General features: G+C 42.3%; 13 protein-coding genes. 10 read left to right on the forward strand and 3 right to left on the reverse strand.

Annotated features, from left to right (window positions below; translation table 11 throughout):
* The first annotated feature begins 55 nt into the window (after window positions 1-55).
* The 7 genes from MTO98_RS12630 to eutC all read left to right on the forward strand — a co-directional run bounded on the left by MTO98_RS12630 (window position 56) and on the right by eutC (window position 9,692).
* Window positions 56-454: a hypothetical protein gene (locus MTO98_RS12630; RefSeq protein WP_243487014.1), complete on the forward strand. Its 399-nt coding sequence runs from the start codon at window positions 56-58 to the stop codon at window positions 452-454.
* Window positions 455-1,047: 593 nt separating this feature from the next.
* The gene (locus MTO98_RS12635; RefSeq protein WP_243487015.1) at window positions 1,048-3,648 is read left to right on the forward strand and encodes a glucosidase; all 2,601 of its coding nucleotides are present in this window, start codon (window positions 1,048-1,050) and stop codon (window positions 3,646-3,648) included.
* A 72-nt stretch (window positions 3,649-3,720) separates the two neighbouring features.
* Window positions 3,721-4,323: a Pycsar system effector family protein gene (locus MTO98_RS12640; protein ID WP_243487016.1), complete on the forward strand. Its 603-nt coding sequence runs from the start codon at window positions 3,721-3,723 to the stop codon at window positions 4,321-4,323.
* Between the two features lie 484 nt (window positions 4,324-4,807).
* On the forward strand, window positions 4,808-5,737 hold the full coding sequence (locus MTO98_RS12645) for a sugar phosphate isomerase/epimerase (RefSeq protein WP_243487017.1): 930 nt from the start codon (window positions 4,808-4,810) through the stop codon (window positions 5,735-5,737).
* A gap of 283 nt (window positions 5,738-6,020) precedes the next feature.
* On the forward strand, window positions 6,021-7,370 hold the full coding sequence (gene eat / locus MTO98_RS12650; RefSeq protein ID WP_243487018.1) for an ethanolamine permease: 1,350 nt from the start codon (window positions 6,021-6,023) through the stop codon (window positions 7,368-7,370).
* Between the two features lie 71 nt (window positions 7,371-7,441).
* Window positions 7,442-8,812: an ethanolamine ammonia-lyase subunit EutB gene (locus tag MTO98_RS12655; protein WP_243487019.1), complete on the forward strand. Its 1,371-nt coding sequence runs from the start codon at window positions 7,442-7,444 to the stop codon at window positions 8,810-8,812.
* Between the two features lie 124 nt (window positions 8,813-8,936).
* The gene (gene eutC / locus MTO98_RS12660) at window positions 8,937-9,692 is read left to right on the forward strand and encodes an ethanolamine ammonia-lyase subunit EutC (RefSeq protein ID WP_243487020.1); all 756 of its coding nucleotides are present in this window, start codon (window positions 8,937-8,939) and stop codon (window positions 9,690-9,692) included.
* Window positions 9,693-9,878: 186 nt separating this feature from the next.
* Here the strand turns inward: eutC and MTO98_RS12665 are convergent, their stop codons facing one another.
* The 3 genes from MTO98_RS12665 to accD all read right to left on the reverse strand — a co-directional run bounded on the left by MTO98_RS12665 (window position 9,879) and on the right by accD (window position 13,776).
* Window positions 9,879-10,391 carry a DUF4251 domain-containing protein gene (locus tag MTO98_RS12665; protein WP_243487021.1) on the reverse strand — a complete coding sequence of 171 codons (513 nt, stop codon included), beginning with the start codon at window positions 10,389-10,391 and terminating at the stop codon, window positions 9,879-9,881.
* A gap of 361 nt (window positions 10,392-10,752) precedes the next feature.
* Window positions 10,753-12,636: a molecular chaperone HtpG gene (htpG, locus tag MTO98_RS12670; RefSeq protein ID WP_243487022.1), complete on the reverse strand. Its 1,884-nt coding sequence runs from the start codon at window positions 12,634-12,636 to the stop codon at window positions 10,753-10,755.
* A gap of 294 nt (window positions 12,637-12,930) precedes the next feature.
* Entirely contained in the window at window positions 12,931-13,776 is an 846-nt protein-coding gene (accD, locus tag MTO98_RS12675; RefSeq protein ID WP_243487928.1) for an acetyl-CoA carboxylase, carboxyltransferase subunit beta, read from the reverse strand.
* A 269-nt stretch (window positions 13,777-14,045) separates the two neighbouring features.
* Here accD and fbaA point away from each other — a divergent pair, with 269 nt between their 5' ends.
* From fbaA to MTO98_RS12690, 3 genes are all read left to right on the forward strand, one after another.
* A complete protein-coding gene (fbaA, locus tag MTO98_RS12680; RefSeq protein WP_091220701.1) occupies window positions 14,046-15,125 on the forward strand; it encodes a class II fructose-bisphosphate aldolase in 1,080 nt (359 codons plus the stop codon).
* Window positions 15,126-15,229: 104 nt separating this feature from the next.
* Entirely contained in the window at window positions 15,230-15,748 is a 519-nt protein-coding gene (locus MTO98_RS12685; protein WP_243487023.1) for a low affinity iron permease family protein, read from the forward strand.
* On the forward strand, window positions 15,699-16,124 hold the full coding sequence (locus MTO98_RS12690; protein WP_243487024.1) for a GNAT family N-acetyltransferase: 426 nt from the start codon (window positions 15,699-15,701) through the stop codon (window positions 16,122-16,124). The genes MTO98_RS12685 and MTO98_RS12690 overlap by 50 nt, the downstream gene beginning before the upstream one ends.
* The last annotated feature ends 146 nt before the right edge of the window (window positions 16,125-16,270 follow it).

The raw sequence follows: 16,270 nt of genomic DNA on the forward strand, positions 1-16,270 counted from the left end.
TGCAATAAGCTTACACCAGCCGGATTCTGGAAAAATTTTGACACCGATCATATCATTGAAAACAGCAGCGACCAGGGACCGCGGGGGTGGACACCGTACTATTACATGGAAAAATCAAACCAATATTTATAATGGTGCAGATGTAATCGGATTTGCCGAAAGTAACGGCTGGAAGTTATCAAATACAGAAATTATTGATACGCTTGCAGATAAAAATGTCTCTATAAAAAATGGAGGTAATAAATTACCGGAAGATGCGGATTTGGCTATTTATGGAGGTAACACTGACGGCGATTTAAGATTTTCGGGTTGTGTTAATGGCGGCTGCACGTTATATGAGTTTGATTCGGGTTGGACGAAGGTAGAGGAGGATGAAACAATAAGCGCAAAAGGCTATATATTAATCAGTGCCAATAGAACCCGGATGGCAATGTTTCATTCGTGGGGTGAATAGTTGTGAGTCCGCAAGTAGGAGGTCCGACAGTCTTAAGCTGGTCGAAGTTTAGCGGTAGCGTAACTTCGACCTAAAAACCGTGGAAGCATCCTGCTTCCGTATCAGGGTTGTAAGCTAATTGATGCCAATCGTCATCGGGTATCTCGGTTAAGCTTTCAGCTTAACCGATTTTGGGACGAAGTTACGCTATCGCTAAACTTCAACCAGGAATGGGACGAAGTTACGCTATCGCTAAACTTCAACCAGGAATGGGACGAAGTTACGCTATCGCTAAACTTCGACCAGGAATGAGCGTTAGGCTTAGCGGATACCGGCCCGGATCGTAAGGCCTGCAGGCGTATGAGCGGATAGCCCGCCCGTTAGCTAACGGGAACGCCCATATTACATAAGTGCTTAATATTTTGAAAGACAAAATATCCCTACCGAGCTACTTTTTGTACTCACTATAGCTAAACGAATAAACAACGTTCAAATCCAGCCTATTATTCATAATATGGTAAAACAAACCTTACGTTAACGTATTTTTAACTAATTAAATCTACTTTGCAAAACGCTTACCTTAAATGGGGATAGTGTAAATTGCCATCTATACTATGAATGCAGAACAATCAAGGTTAAAGGATACAGGCTGGAAAAAGTGGGGGCCTTATGTAAGCGACCGCCAGTGGGGGACCGTACGTGAAGATTACAGTGCAAATGGCGACGCATGGAACTACATTACACATGATATGGCCCGCAGTAAAGCTTACCGCTGGGGTGAGGAAGGTATAGCCGGCATTTGCGACAGGCAGCAATACCTTTGCTTTGCAATTGCATTGTGGAACAAGAAAGATCCTATTATTAAAGAGCGTTATTTTGGCCTCAGTAACCCGGAAGGCAATCATGGCGAGGATGTGAAGGAGATGTACTATTATTTGGATAGCACACCTACACATTCGTACATGAAAACGCTGTATAAATATCCCCAAAACGAGTTTCCATACAGCTGGCTTGTTGATGAAAACAAACGCCGCAGCCGTCAGGAGCCCGAGTTTGAGATCATGGATACCGGTATTTTTGATCGTAATGAATATTTTGATGTTTTTACAGAATATGTCAAAAATGCACAGGAAGATATCCTGATAAAAATAACCATTCATAACAGGAGTGATAAAGATGCACCGCTTAATGTAATGCCCACTTTATGGTTCCGAAATACCTGGGGCTGGGGATATGATTCGCGCAAACCGGATCTTTGCAGCTCGTCGGAAAAAGTGATCAGCATTTTTCATAAGGACCTTGGCCAGATGTGGTTGCATACAGACGGAGAGGGGCAATTGCTGTTTTGCGACAACGAAACAAACTCGCGCAAGCTTTACAATTATGACGATGGCCGTAAATATTATAAGGATGGTATAAACGATTATATTGTTCATGGTGCAGACTCGGTAAACCCCAAAAATACAGGGACCAAGGTTGCCGTTAACTATGATCTGAATATTCCTGCCGGCAAAAGCGTAACCCTGCGCCTGCGCCTTTCAGAAGATGCCAATTATAGTTTTGAAGATTTTGACGAGGTTTTTGCGGTGCGCCAAACCGAAGCCGACCAGTTTTATAATGATATCCACGGTGCTACCATGAACCCCGACCGGCGTCTTATCCAACGGCAGGCTTTTGCGGGGATGCTTTGGAACAAACAGTTTTTTTATACCGATGTACGCCATTGGCTTAGCGGTGATAAAGGAATGCCCCGGCCGCCTGCTCAAAGGCTTAATGCCCGCAACAGCAAGTGGACGCACCTCAACACAAGGGATATTATTTCTATGCCGGATAAGTGGGAATATCCATGGTTTGCTGCCTGGGACCTGGCCTTTCACTGCCTGCCGCTGGCAACCGTTGATATGGCTTTTGCCAAAAATCAACTCATCCTGCTTACCCGCGATTGGTATATGCATCCTAACGGTCAGTTGCCTGCTTATGAATGGGATTTTGGCGATGTTAACCCTCCGGTACATGCTATGGCTGTATGGAATGTTTATAAAACAGATAAGGAAAATAACAATGGCAAAGGGGATACTTATTTCCTGGAGCGGGTTTTTCATAAGCTGATGCTCAATTTTACCTGGTGGGTTAACCGTAAGGATCAATCGGGTAATAACATTTTTGAAGGTGGTTTCCTGGGCATGGATAATATTGGTGTTTTTGATCGTAACATGCATTTGCCTTCGGGGCAACATTTGGAGCAGGCCGATGGTACCAGCTGGATGGCCATGTATTCGCTTAACCTGCTGCGCATTGCTACCGAGCTTACAGAAACTGATAACGCTTATGCCGATATCGCTTCCAAGTTTTTTGAGCATTTCATTTATATAGTTGGTGCTATGTCAAACCTCGGCGAAAACAACGAAGGGCTTTGGGATGATGAGGATGGCTTTTTTTACGATCAGATCCGTTTTCCGGACGATGGTTCTGTAAAAATGCGGGTGAGAAGTATAGTTGGGTTGATCCCCTTGTTTGCTACCGAAGTGCTTGATGAAAAAGATATTATGGAAAGCCCGGTTTTTAAAGACCGCATGAAATGGTTTGCCGAAAACCGGCCTGATCTTGCATCGCTGGTTTCACGTTGGAATGAGAAGGGAAACAACGGCAAGCACCTGATAAGTTTGCTGCGTGGTTACAGGATGAAATCGTTGCTTAAATACATGCTTGATGAAAATGAATTTTTGAGCGACTATGGCATCCGTTCTCTGTCAAAATATCACCTTAAACATCCATATCATGTTTCTGTCAATGGCGTCGAATTTGGCATTACGTACGTGCCCGGCGAGAGTGACAGCGGCCTTTTTGGAGGTAATAGCAACTGGCGAGGACCTATCTGGATGCCGATCAATTACCTGATCATTGATAGTTTGCACAGGTTCCATATGTTTTATGGCGATGAGTTTAAAATAGAGTGCCCAACCGGTTCGGGAAACTTTATGAACCTGAAAGAGATAGCAAATGAGCTTTATGCCCGGGTTTCCAAACTATTTATGAAAAATGAAAATGGTGAGCGGCCCGTATATGGCAAAAATTCCAAATTACAAACCGATCCGAATTTTAAAGATCATATCTTGTTTTATGAGTTTTTTGACGGCGATACCGGTCTTGGGCTGGGTGCTGCCCACCAAACCGGCTGGACGGGGCTAATAGCAAATTGCCTGTATTTGGAGTAACGTTTGTGAGTTCCTGGTATTGATAATTGGAAGGCAATTAACCTGAAAATAACCTAATTTTATAGGTCTAAAATGAAACCAATGGCAAACCACCAGGAAACGCTACCACAAAAGGCTTCGGACGTAGCAGATATAGATTTAGGTATTGAAACCTTACTAAAAGTTACAGCCAGTACCGATCAGCGCCTGAGCGATATGGCGGATAACAAGGCGCAGATCCTGATCACGGTTAATTCCATTATCATTTCGGCCATTATAAGTCTGGTGCTTCGAAAGCTTAAGGATAATTCTTTTTTGATACTGCCATCGTATTTATTGCTTACGGTTAGTTTGGCCACTATGATTTTGGCTATTTTATCAACGCGTCCGTCGATACCGAGGGGGAAGTTCAGCACCAAAGATATTGACGATAAGAAAGCCAATCTGCTGTTTTTCGGTAATTTTTACCGTATGAAACTGGATGACTTTGCTGCTGGTATGAAAAACGTACTGCACGATAAAGAATACCTGTATGATAGCCTTATAAAAGATATCCATACACAAGGCGTGGTGCTTGGCCGCAAATACCGCCTGCTAAGGGCAGCGTATAATGTTTTTATGTTTGGATTGATCATCGCCATTATAACTTTCATTGTATCGTCAATGGTGCATAACAGTCTGCCTGAGATTGTTTGATCAATGTCCTTACAATAGATGATAGTTTATTATTTTAATCCGTTTTTTGCGTTAGGGATAGTAGCGGATACCGGCCCATGAGCGTAATGCCTGCAGGCGTATGAGCGGATAGCCCGCCCGTTAGCTAACGGGAACGCCCATATACTTATTTAAAAAGCAATATCCCGAAAATCGCGAATTGCCAATCTGTTTGAGTTGTGTACCTCCGGCACACTAAAAAATGATTTATTTTATCTACAAACCTTTTGCACCTCTGGTGTAATTTATGGGATTTTAATTAACGCTTTTGTACAGTAAACTAATCATTACGGCTACGCCAACGAATACAACTATTCCTCACATGCAAGCCTTAAGCTTTCCGTATCACGCCTTTGCCAGCTTTGAGCTTTAAAAACTATTGTGTAAAAAAGACACAATAAAATTTCTTTGCTCATCATTAATTAGTTAGCTTTACTGTACCAGTTAATTATTAACCATTATCAGCATGATTTACAGCAGAAGAAATTTTATTAAAGGCACCGGCGCATTGGTGCTTGGCGGCATGGCCTTATCGGGTAAGGCAGCAAGTTTTTTGAGTAATATGGAGCACCATCCTGTAGGGCTGCAATTGTTTACTTTTTTCGGCATTATTGATGAAGATGTTAAGGGCACGCTAAATAAAATTGCTGCTATAGGCTACAAGGAGCTGGAGTCGGCTTTTAGCAAAAAAGGCGGCTACTACGGGATGAAGCCTAAGGAATTTAAAGCGTCGGTAAATGATATGGGCATGAATTGGGTTTCGCATCACGTACTGGGTGCCCCGTTTAAATTACCTCCTGGAGCAAAAATGCCCGTTGGCGCTGATGGCAAACCAATGGTACTGCCACCGGTGCTGAACCTGCGCGATAATATGCAGCAGGTGGTAGATGAAGTTGCCGAGGGTGGTGTTAAATACCTGGTTTGCGCAAATTCACCTACTGCTACACTTGACGAAATAAAATCGACCATTGAGGTATTGAACAAAACAGGGGAGGCCGCAAAAAAGGCGGGTATTCAGTTTGCGTACCATAACCATGATATGGAATTTCATGCTATTGATGGCAAAGTACCCTATGATATGTTGCTAAGCGAAACTGATGCAAATAATGTTAAAATGGAGCTTGATTTGGCCTGGGCCGTTAAGGCCGGTAAAAACCCGGTTGATATGTTTAAGGAACACCCGGGTCGTTTCCCGCTGTGGCATGTAAAGGATCTGGATGCTGCAAGGGAAAATATACAACCCGTAGGTGGCGGTAACATTGATTTTAAACCAATTTTTGCAGCGGCAAAATCGGCAGGCATGCAGCACTTTTTTGTAGAACATGATATGCCTAAAGATGCTTTTGCCAGTATTACCGCCAGTATGGCTTATCTAAAAGATAAGCTGATGGTGTAAATAAATATTAGTACCCCTAAATTACTAACTATTGATTGTTTTTTAATAAAACAACAGCCGGTAAACAAGGTTTTTATCGGCTGTTTTATTTATGGCCGATCTTTTTAGTTTTGATTTTGGTCTGTTTTTATTTTTACTAATTGTTTATGGCATAGTTTTGTTGCAAATCACTGCTTCTTTTGGAAAAACCATGGCTTAACAATTACATAACGCGCCATAATTTTGATTTAACCTGCCTGATGAGTAATTTAAGGCGATAAAACATTATCTATATCGAAGGCCCATGGCAGAAACAGGCACCGAGCAGCTAAAAAAGGTTTTAAAACCTATTCATTTATGGGCAATAGCAGTCGGTCTTGTTATTTCCGGTGAGTATTTCGGGTGGAATTTAGGTTGGGCTGTTTCGGGTACGGTTGGCCTGTTGATAGCTACACTGGTTATCACCTTAATGTATATTACCTTTATTTTTAGTTACACCGAACTTACTGCGTCAATACCTCATGCCGGCGGTGCATTTGCATACGCATACAGGGCTATGGGGCCCTTCGGTGGCTTAGTAGCCGGTTATGCTACTCTTGTGGATTTCCTGGTTGCTACGCCTGCGGTAGCGGTTTCTTTGGGCAGTTATCTTCATTTTCTGTATCCGGCTATTCCGATAACGGAGGCTGCCATGGGTTTTAATATCCTTTTTATTATGCTTAATATGCTGGGTGTAAAGGAATCGGCTACATTCTCGGTATTTATTACCATACTTGCCGTAGTTGAGCTGATGCTTTACCTGGGTATTGTTTCGCCGCACTTTAAAATGGTAAACTACTTTACCAATCCTATGCCTTTTGGCTGGGCCGGTGTGTTTGCGGCATTGCCTTTTGCCGTATGGTTTTACCTGGCTATTGAAGGTGTGGCCATGGTGGCCGAAGAAGTTGAAAATCCGAAAAAAAACATTCCACTCGGCTATATTTCGGCAATTATAACGCTGGTAGTACTGGCTCTTGGCGTAATGGTTATAACCGGCGGCCTTACCGACTGGCGCAAACTAAGTAATTTGGATTATCCATTGCCCGAAGCTATTGGGATAGTGCTGGGTAAAGGTAATGGCTTAACCAAAATATTTGCCAGCATAGGCTTGTTTGGGTTGATAGCATCCCTGCATGGCATTATCCTTGCCTCATCGCGGCAGGTGTTTGCTATGGCGCGCAGCGGGTATTTGCCCCGGATGCTGTCTGATATCAATCATAGATTTAAAACGCCGCATTGGGCGCTTGTAGTGAGCGGAGTGGTAAGCTCTATTTTTATTTATAAGTTTAAAACAGATCAGATCATCATGCTATCGGTACTTGGTGCCGTGGTAATGTACATTATGAGCATGCTGAGCCTGTTTATACTGCGCAAAAAAGAACCTCGTTTAAGCAGGCCGTTCCTGGCCCCGGCATATCCGGTTTTCCCTGCGATTGCTTTAATAATTTGTATAGTGTGTTTAATAGCAACAATATATTTTAATCCTGATATGAGCCTCATTTTTGCAGGAGGATTGGTAATTGTATTGTTAATTTTTACGGCTATGGGTAAACATAAAGTAGCTTTAACCGAGGATATGATGAACGCCCCTGCTGAAGAAGTCATTAATCATTAGGTCATTGAGTCATTTGTTTTACCTCTATGCAATAATGACCTAATGATGCAATGAAATAATGATATAAAAGAATGTACCGCCACAATATACATCACAAGGTTTATAAGTTTCCCAGCCTTAAAGCATTGCTGGGCAAAGCTTCGCCTTACCGCTCGGGCGATGAGCTGGCCGGGTTGTGTGCCGGCGGATATGAAGAACGTGTGGCTGCGCAAATTACCCTGGCCGATGTGCCGCTCAAAAACTTTTTGAATGAAGTGGTTATTCCATATGAGGATGACGAAATTACCCGGCTCATTATTGACCATCATGACGAAGTGGCGTTTAGTCATATCAGCCACCTAACTGTAGGCGAGTTGCGCGACTGGTTATTGAGCGATGAAACCGACTGCGCTACTTTAACAACTATAGCCCCAGGCCTAACCCCCGAAATGGTAGCAGCAGTATCCAAACTCATGCGGAACCAGGATCTGATAGCTATGGCCAATAAATGCCAGGTTGTTACGCGCTTTCGCAATACCATTGGATTAAAAGGTCATTTCAGTACCCGTTTGCAGCCCAACCACCCAACTGATGATCCGCGGGGAGTGGCGGCGAGTATTATTGATGGTTTGTTGTTTGGCAGCGGTGATGCTGTTATCGGTATTAACCCGGCAACTGATAGTCCGGCGGCGGTGAGCAGTTTATTAACGTTGATGGACGAGTTACGGCATCGGTTTGAGATACCGACACAAACCTGTGTATTGAGCCATATTACTACCACATTGCAACTGGTTAATAAAGCTGCACCGGTTGATCTCTGCTTTCAATCTATTGCCGGAACAGAAAAGGCCAATGCAAGTTTTGGGGTTAATTTAGGCTTGATTGAAGAAGCTTACCAGGCTACGTTATCATTAAAGCGGGGCACGGTAGGTAATAATGTTATGTATTTTGAAACGGGGCAGGGTAGTGCACTATCAGCTAATGCCAATTTTGGTGTAGATCAGCAAACCTGCGAGGTGCGTGCCTACGCCGTTGCACGAAAGTTTAACCCTTTGCTGGTAAATACGGTAGTTGGGTTTATTGGCCCTGAATATTTGTATGATGGCAAGCAGATCATCCGTGCTGCGCTTGAAGATCATTTTTGCGGTAAGCTTTTGGGCCTGCCCATGGGTGTTGATGTTTGCTACACCAACCATGCCGAAGCCGATCAGGACGATATGGACAACCTGCTTACGCTGCTGGGTGTAGCAGGCTGCAATTTTGTAATGGGCATTCCCGGGTCGGATGATATTATGCTTAATTACCAGTCAACCTCATTTCACGATGCCTTATACCTGCGTAAGGTGCTTGGATTGAAGCCTGCGCCCGAGTTTGAAGCCTGGCTGATAAAACAGGGGATAGTTGATGATAAAGGGAATATGCTGCCGGTGAGTGAGCACGGGTTGTTGGGGGGATTTTATTAGATAAGAAGATAAAAATATGTCATTGCGAGGCACGAAGCAATCGCACGTAAGTATATCGACTCTGTATAGCAAGCGATTGCTTCGTGCCTCGCAATGACATGGTCTTCAATTAGTAAACTGTTAAATGAAACGAAACATCCCACATGAAATTGGGCCATTGAAGGCTTTGCAGGAGTTTACTTCTGCAAGGATAGCTATTGGCCGGGTGGGGACAAGTATCCCGCTGAAGGAGTCGCTTGAGTTTAAATTGGCGCATGCACACGCACGGGATGCTGTATACTCGGAATTAGATTTGGGCAAGCTAACCGATGCCCTCAAACATTTCGAACTGCCTGTTTTGCAACTGCACAGCCGGGTAACAGATCGCCGGCAATACCTGCAACGCCCAGATCTTGGGCGTAAGCTAAATGAAGCTTCCCTGAACGAATTAAATGGTTATAGCGCAGAAAGCGATGTTGCTATCATGATGGTTGATGGGCTTTCGGCAACAGCGGTAAATGAAAATGCTGTTGGGTTGCTGGATGCACTTATTCCCCTATTGGTTGCCAATGGTTTAAAGCTGGCACCCATAAGCCTTGTTGAACAGGGTAGGGTGGCTATAGGCGATGATATAGGCTATGGGCTGAATGCCAAACTCTCACTGATCCTTATCGGGGAGCGCCCGGGCTTAAGCTCCGCCGATAGTTTGGGGGCTTACCTCACTTATAAGCCCAAACCCGGCTTAACTGATGAATCGCGCAATTGTGTATCCAATATTCGTCATAAGGGCCTTACTTATAAAAAAGCCGCAAAAAAGATTTTCTATTTAATAAACGAAGCTTTCAAACGGAAGCTATCGGGAGTGGAGTTGAAAGATAATGCGGGGTTGATAGAGTCTTAAGTTTCAAGTCGGAAGTCATAAGAAGCTGTCTAATAATAAAAGCGTCATTGCGAGGTACGAAGCAATCCCCGATTGGCAGAGCCGCTATGCAGTTCTCTCTGTATAGTTTGGGATTGCTTCGTACCTTATAATGACGATTCTTCGTAATACTTTCTGACTTTATACTTAAAACTTCGTACTTAAGACTTATTTCCTCCTCGCTTCAATATACCCGTTAAATGATATCGGATCGCGGTTGGTACTGGTTACCTGCAGTGAGCCAAAACCATCATGGGAGATACTTAAGTTGAATGTTTGAACATCGCGCCAGTCGGCCATGTTTTTTTCTTTGGGCTTGATCGTGATATTCCAGCCGCTTCCCTTCTTTGCCGATGAGTAGCTGAATTTTGTGGTATTTACCTTAATACCACCATCAGTTGTTCCGGGAGGAGGAGCTACGTAAGCCCGCCCGAAATAAGGCAGGAATGATACAATGGTATCTTTCCCAACAATCAAATCATAGTCGGAGGTTAAAGGGCGCGTTCCTCCCCGCATAGGCAAGGCAAAAGTTGCTTTAAAAACAAAGTTTTGCGCTTCAACCATTTGTTTTATTTCGGCTTGCTTAGCTGCTTTCTTTTCGGCTTTGGTTTGAGCATTTGTTACGTTAACCCCAATAAATATGAATGCAGCCAAAAGGCTTATTCTGTTTAAGATCTTCATGATATAAATGTTTAAGTGGTTAGACGATAAAGAGTTATTTAGGTTTAAGTACACTCAAATTTAAACAATCTTTTAAATAAAAAGCCCTGTGGGTAATTCGGTAGATTTAAGCACTAAAAAGATATTGGAAAAATTATGTTCCAGCTATTTAACAGAAAAAAATTAAAGCGCCCTGTACAGGATTGGGAATTGGTGCTTACGAAAACGGCGATTTTATCGGGATTGAAAGTAATGGTCAAATCTGCAAAATAACACACGACCCTTTGGAAATTATACCACTTGAAGAAAGCTTACAAGAAATACTTTTAATGTAAAAAGGCCATCCGAAACAGATGGCCTTTAAATAACTTCCTGGTTATTCTTATATCAAACTAACGCTGCGTTTAACAAATTCGGTTAATTCAGCGCCGGTTAATAAACCTTGCGACAGTAAAGCAAGGTCAAATGCCTGTTTTGAAAGCTGCGCTTGTACGGTTTCGTCTTCTTCCTGTAAAATGCGGCTTACCAATTTATGGTTGCCATTCACAATAACTTTATAGTTATCAGGCATATTACCGTAGAAACTCATGCCGCCACCCATAGCTGCCATATCTTTCATACGGCGCATAAACTCGTCCATAGTTACGGTAACCGGTAACTCGTCCGGGTTAAGACTTTCAATTTGAACGCTATAAGCAGGTTTGTTAATGGCCTTATCAAAAATGCCTTTTACTTTGGTTGTCTGCTCTTCGGTTAATACAATTTCAGGGGCATCATCCTTTTTAATCAGCTTGTCGGCTACATCAGCGTCAACGCGTTTTAAGGATGTTTTCTCTAATTTCTGCTCCAACTGACTGATGAAGTGATTATCGATAGGCGAGTTCATCACCAGCACATCATAACCCTTTTTATTGGCCGATTGGATAAATGAATCCTGTTTTGCCGGATCGTTGGTGTAAATATAAACCAGCTGACCGTCTTTATCTGTTTGGTTGGCTTCAACTTTATCCTTGTATTCGGGCAGGGTGAAGTTTTCTTTTTCTGTATTGGTCACCAACACAAAATCTTTGGCTTTGTCATAAAACTTGTCTTCGCTCACCATGCCGTATTTAACAAACAGGCCAATGTCTGTCCATTTTTCTTCATAAGCTTTGCGGTCGGCTTTGAAAAGTTCTGACAATTTATCAGCTACTTTTTTGGTGATATAGCTGTTGATCTTTTTAACGTTACTGTCGGCCTGTAAAAAGCTTCGTGATACGTTAAGTGGAATATCCGGTGAATCAATAACACCATGTAACAGCATTAAAAATTCAGGAACAATATCTTTTACCTCGTCGGTAATAAATACCTGGCGGCTGAATAATTTGATCTTGTTTTTCTGGAACTCGAAATCGTTTTTCAGCTTAGGGAAGTACAGCACACCGGTAAGGTTGAACGGATAATCAACATTAAGGTGGATCCAGAACAATGGATCTTCGCTGAATGGATAAAGCTGTTTGTAAAAGTCAAGATAATCTTCGTCTTTTAATTCAGACGGTGCTTTTGTCCAGATAGGGTTGGTAGTGTTGATGATGTTATCAACCTCAACTGAAGTATATTTTGGTTTGCCTTCTTCGTCAACGCCATCTTCTTCAGATTCTGTTTTTGTGCCGAATTTAATAGGTACAGGTAAAAACTTGCAATATTTATCAAGGATCTCCTGAAGCCTGTGCTCGCTTAAAAACTCAGCCGATTCGTCATTGATAAACAGGGTGATCTCGGTGCCGCGTTCTTCTAAAATGCCTTCACCGATTTCAAATTCGGTGCTGCCATCACAAACCCAGAAAGCAGGCTCTGCGCCTTCCTGGTATGACAGGGTTTGGATCTCTACTTTATCAGCTACCATGAAAGCCGAATAGAAGCCTAAACCGAAGCGACCAATGATCTCGTTGGCATCTTTAGCTTCCTTGAATTTCTCCATGAACTCGGTAGCACCTGAAAAAGCGATCTGGTTGATATACTTTTTGATCTCTTCGGCGGTCATACCAAGACCGTTATCGCTAATGGTGATTGTCTTTTTGTCTGCATCAAAAGCTACCTCAACGCGCAGGTCGCCAAGTTCGCCAGTGTATTGGCCTAATGAAGCTAAACGTTTAATTTTTTGGGTAGCATCTACCGCGTTTGATACCAGCTCGCGCAAAAATATCTCGTTATCAGAGTATAAGAACTTCTTAATGATCGGGAAAATGTTCTCGGTGTGGATCGAAATGCTGCCTTTTTCTTGCATAACTATATTTTAATATGGTTGATTTAATGTTTATTGCAATTGCATCATCAATGTATGTTCCAATTGTTAATGTATTGTCAAAATGGCAGGCATCTCCGCTCGTCATTGCGAGGCACGAAGCAATCCTTAACTTTAAGGAGCGACTATGCAAATGCCTCTGCACTGTTCGCAATTGCCACGCTGCGCTCACAATGACGGTCTTTTGATAAAGCCACTCTTAACAGCTTCTGAGACAAAAAAATAAGGGATAAACATTTAAGCTTATCCCTTACCATATAAAGATTGATTATATCGTTAACTGGCCATCATTTTAATAAATGAGGCTAATTTCTCTTTCATTTCTCTTCTGTCAACAATGAAGTCAAGGAAACCGTGCTCTTGTACAAACTCGGCAGTCTGGAAACCTTTAGGAAGGTCTTTTTTGATCGTTTCTTTAATTACCCTTGGGCCGGCAAAGCCTATCAGCGCGCCCGGTTCGGCAATATTGATATCGCCCAACATAGCGTATGATGCTGTTACACCACCGGTAGTAGGATCAGTAAGTAAAGAAATGTACGGAACTTTTGCCTGTGCCAGCAAAGCCAGTTTGGCCGATGTTTTAGCCATTTGCATCAGTGAAAATGCAGCTTCCATCATACGGGCACCACCAGATTTAGAGATCATCAGGAACGGAACTTTATGCTGAATCGAATAATCGATAGAACGTGCTATCTTTTCACCAACAACAGATCCCATTGATCCGCCTATGAAGTTAAAGTCCATACAGGCTATAACGATGTCCTGGCCGTCAATTTTACCAACGCCAGCCCTTATTGCGTCTTTTAAACCTGTTTTATTTTGAGTTTCTTTAAGCCTGTCTGTGTACTTTTTGGTGTCCTCAAAATGAAGTGGGTCGCCGGAAGTAAGGTCAGGAAAAAGTTCTGTAAACTCGTTATTATCAAATAGTACCGAAAAATATTCTTTTGAACCTATGCGCAGGTGGAAGCCACAGTAATGGCACACATATTGATTTTCTACCTGTTCTGAATAGTGTAAAGGTTTCTTACAATTAGGGCATTTATTCCAGATGCCATCGGGGGCTTCCTTCTTCTCCTCAGTGGTCGTAATTATCCCTTTCAACTCTCGTTTAAACCATGCCATATCTGTGTCTAACTCTTTCAATTGGGTACAAAGAAACAAAAAATATTAAACATGTGGTGCCGGTATATAAAAAGTTATAGAGCTGTAAATTGTTTGCTGAAATTTTAAGTACTTATTTAATGTTATTTTCGCAATAAAAGGATTGGATTATTAACGAATTATATCATATTTTTAAATTAAGCCTATTTTTACTATCGTTTTAATATACTTTGAACAATTCTTAACTCATTTCAATAAATTTTATAACTTCGAGCCCCAAATAAACGCTAATGGATTTAAAAAATTATAGAGGTGTTCTGCACGGCGATCAGGTGCAGGAACTATTTGAAGCAGCAAAAAAGCATCAGTTTGCTTTACCGGCAGTAAACGTTATTGGTACTAATACTATCAATGCAGTTATGGAAACAGCTAAGGCTGTTAACTCACCGGTTATTATTCAGCTGTCAAATGGCGGTGCACAGTTTTACGCCGGCAAATCATTGGATAATTCAAAACTTCAGGCCTGTATTTTAGGTGGTGTATCTGCTGCAAAGCACGTTCACCTTTTGGCTGAGCATTATGGCGTAGCAGTTATCCTGCACACCGACCATGCCGCTAAAAAATTATTACCATGGATAGATGGCTTGTTAGATCATGGCGAGAAATTTTTTGCTGAAACAGGCAAACCTTTGTTTTCATCACACATGCTTGACCTTTCGGAAGAGCCTATTGAAGAGAACATCGAAATTTCGGCCAAATACCTTGAGCGTATGGCTAAAATGGGCATGACCCTTGAAATTGAATTAGGTGTAACCGGCGGTGAAGAAGACGGTGTTGACAACTCTGATGTTGACAGCTCACGTTTATACACCCAGCCAGAAGAGGTTTCTTATTCATATGAGCACCTTTCAAAAGTAAGCCCTCGTTTTACTGTAGCAGCAGCTTTCGGTAACGTACATGGTGTTTACAAACCAGGTAACGTTAAATTACAGCCGGTTATTTTGCATAACTCACAAGAGTATGTTAAACAAAAATTTGGTTTAACTGCCGAAAAACCTATCAACTTTGTATTCCACGGTGGTTCTGGTTCAAGCCAGGAAGAGATCCGCGAAGCTATTTCATATGGTGCTATCAAAATGAACATTGATACCGATATGCAGTGGGCTTATTGGGAAGGCATTAAAGATTACTACAAATCAAAAGAAGGATACCTGCAAAGCCAGATCGGCAGCCCGGATGGCGAGGATTCTCCGAACAAAAAATATTATGACCCGCGCGTTTGGTTACGTAAAGGTGAAGAAAGCTTTGTAAAAAGACTTTCTGCTGCGTTTGAAGATCTTAACTGTATCGACGTTTACAGCAAATTATAATATTCATCAAAAACTAACAAAAGCGCTTGTACATTTGTTGTACAGGCGCTTTGTTGTTTAATGGCAGCAAGGCAGTCCCCCAAAAACAGTAAAAATCTGCTACCATGGTTAAAAACAAAAAAAAGAATTTATTTGAACGCTTTGCCAACTGGGCAACTATAGCCACCGGAAGTTCAGGTGCTTTTATCGGCGCTTTCGCGGTGATCATTGTTTGGGGGATAACAGGGCCTTTATTTCATTATTCTGACACATGGCAGCTGGTTATCAATACAGGTACCACCATAGTTACCTTCCTGATGGTTTTTTTGATCCAGAAATCACAAAACAAAGATTCAAAAGCTATACATTTGAAACTGAACGAACTGCTTGCATCGCACCAGGGAGCAAGCAACCGTATGGTTGATATTGAGGATATTACCGAAAAAGAGCTTGATCAGCTCCATAAGTTTTATGTAGAACTGGCCGATCTTGCCGAGGAAGAGGATGATATCACCTGCACGCACTCGATAGATGCCGCAAGGGAAAACCATACTACTAAACTTAATAATTTTAAAACGAAACCGCATTACATCAATGCCCGCAAAAATCATAGTAAAAAAAGTAACGGAGCAAGCCGAACTTGATATAGTACATGCCATTAGGCACGAAGTATTTGTTGTTGAACAAAACTGCCCGCCTGAGTTAGAGTATGAAAACGAAGATGTATCACATCATTTTTTAGCTACTGTTGATGAAGAACCTGCCGGTGCATGCCGCTGGCGTAAAACCGAAAACGGGTATAAGCTTGAACGCTTTGCTGTATTGAAAGCTTTTAGAGGGTTTGGCTTAGGGGCAGAAATGGTGAAAGCTGTTTTAGCCGATTTACCAGCTGATGCGGATTATATCTACCTTAATTCACAAACTCAGGCTGTTCCTTTTTATGCAAAACTGGGCTTTGAGGCATCAGGGCCGGAGTTTGAAGAAGCTGGCATCAAGCATTACAAAATGGTGAAGAAGTAAGAATGTTGCTATTTCTTTAAGGATAGAAAAAACGTCATTGCGAGGTACGAAGCAATCCCCTATAAGCAGGTCCGCCCTGTATAGTTTGGGATTGCTTCGTACCTCGCAATGACGATTCTTTGTAATTCTGTTGAAGGTTGGTAGCT

Source organism: Mucilaginibacter sp. SMC90 (assembly GCF_022811725.1).
GTDB lineage: Bacteria > Bacteroidota > Bacteroidia > Sphingobacteriales > Sphingobacteriaceae > Mucilaginibacter.

What these genes read in the sequence shown, in the direction of transcription:
- MTO98_RS12635 (WP_243487015.1), top strand. Translation starts at nt 1,048, where the DNA reads ATGAATGCAGAACAATCAAGGTTAAAGGATACAGGCTGGAAAAAGTGG.
- MTO98_RS12640 (WP_243487016.1), top strand. Translation starts at nt 3,721, where the DNA reads ATGAAACCAATGGCAAACCACCAGGAAACGCTACCACAAAAGGCTTCG.
- MTO98_RS12645 (WP_243487017.1), top strand. Translation starts at nt 4,808, where the DNA reads ATGATTTACAGCAGAAGAAATTTTATTAAAGGCACCGGCGCATTGGTG.
- eat (WP_243487018.1), top strand. Translation starts at nt 6,021, where the DNA reads ATGGCAGAAACAGGCACCGAGCAGCTAAAAAAGGTTTTAAAACCTATT.
- MTO98_RS12655 (WP_243487019.1), top strand. Translation starts at nt 7,442, where the DNA reads ATGTACCGCCACAATATACATCACAAGGTTTATAAGTTTCCCAGCCTT.
- eutC (WP_243487020.1), top strand. Translation starts at nt 8,937, where the DNA reads ATGAAACGAAACATCCCACATGAAATTGGGCCATTGAAGGCTTTGCAG.
- MTO98_RS12665 (WP_243487021.1), bottom strand. Translation starts at nt 10,391, where the DNA reads ATGAAGATCTTAAACAGAATAAGCCTTTTGGCTGCATTCATATTTATT.
- htpG (WP_243487022.1), bottom strand. Translation starts at nt 12,636, where the DNA reads ATGCAAGAAAAAGGCAGCATTTCGATCCACACCGAGAACATTTTCCCG.
- accD (WP_243487928.1), bottom strand. Translation starts at nt 13,776, where the DNA reads ATGGCATGGTTTAAACGAGAGTTGAAAGGGATAATTACGACCACTGAG.
- fbaA (WP_091220701.1), top strand. Translation starts at nt 14,046, where the DNA reads ATGGATTTAAAAAATTATAGAGGTGTTCTGCACGGCGATCAGGTGCAG.
- MTO98_RS12685 (WP_243487023.1), top strand. Translation starts at nt 15,230, where the DNA reads ATGGTTAAAAACAAAAAAAAGAATTTATTTGAACGCTTTGCCAACTGG.
- MTO98_RS12690 (WP_243487024.1), top strand. Translation starts at nt 15,699, where the DNA reads ATGCCCGCAAAAATCATAGTAAAAAAAGTAACGGAGCAAGCCGAACTT.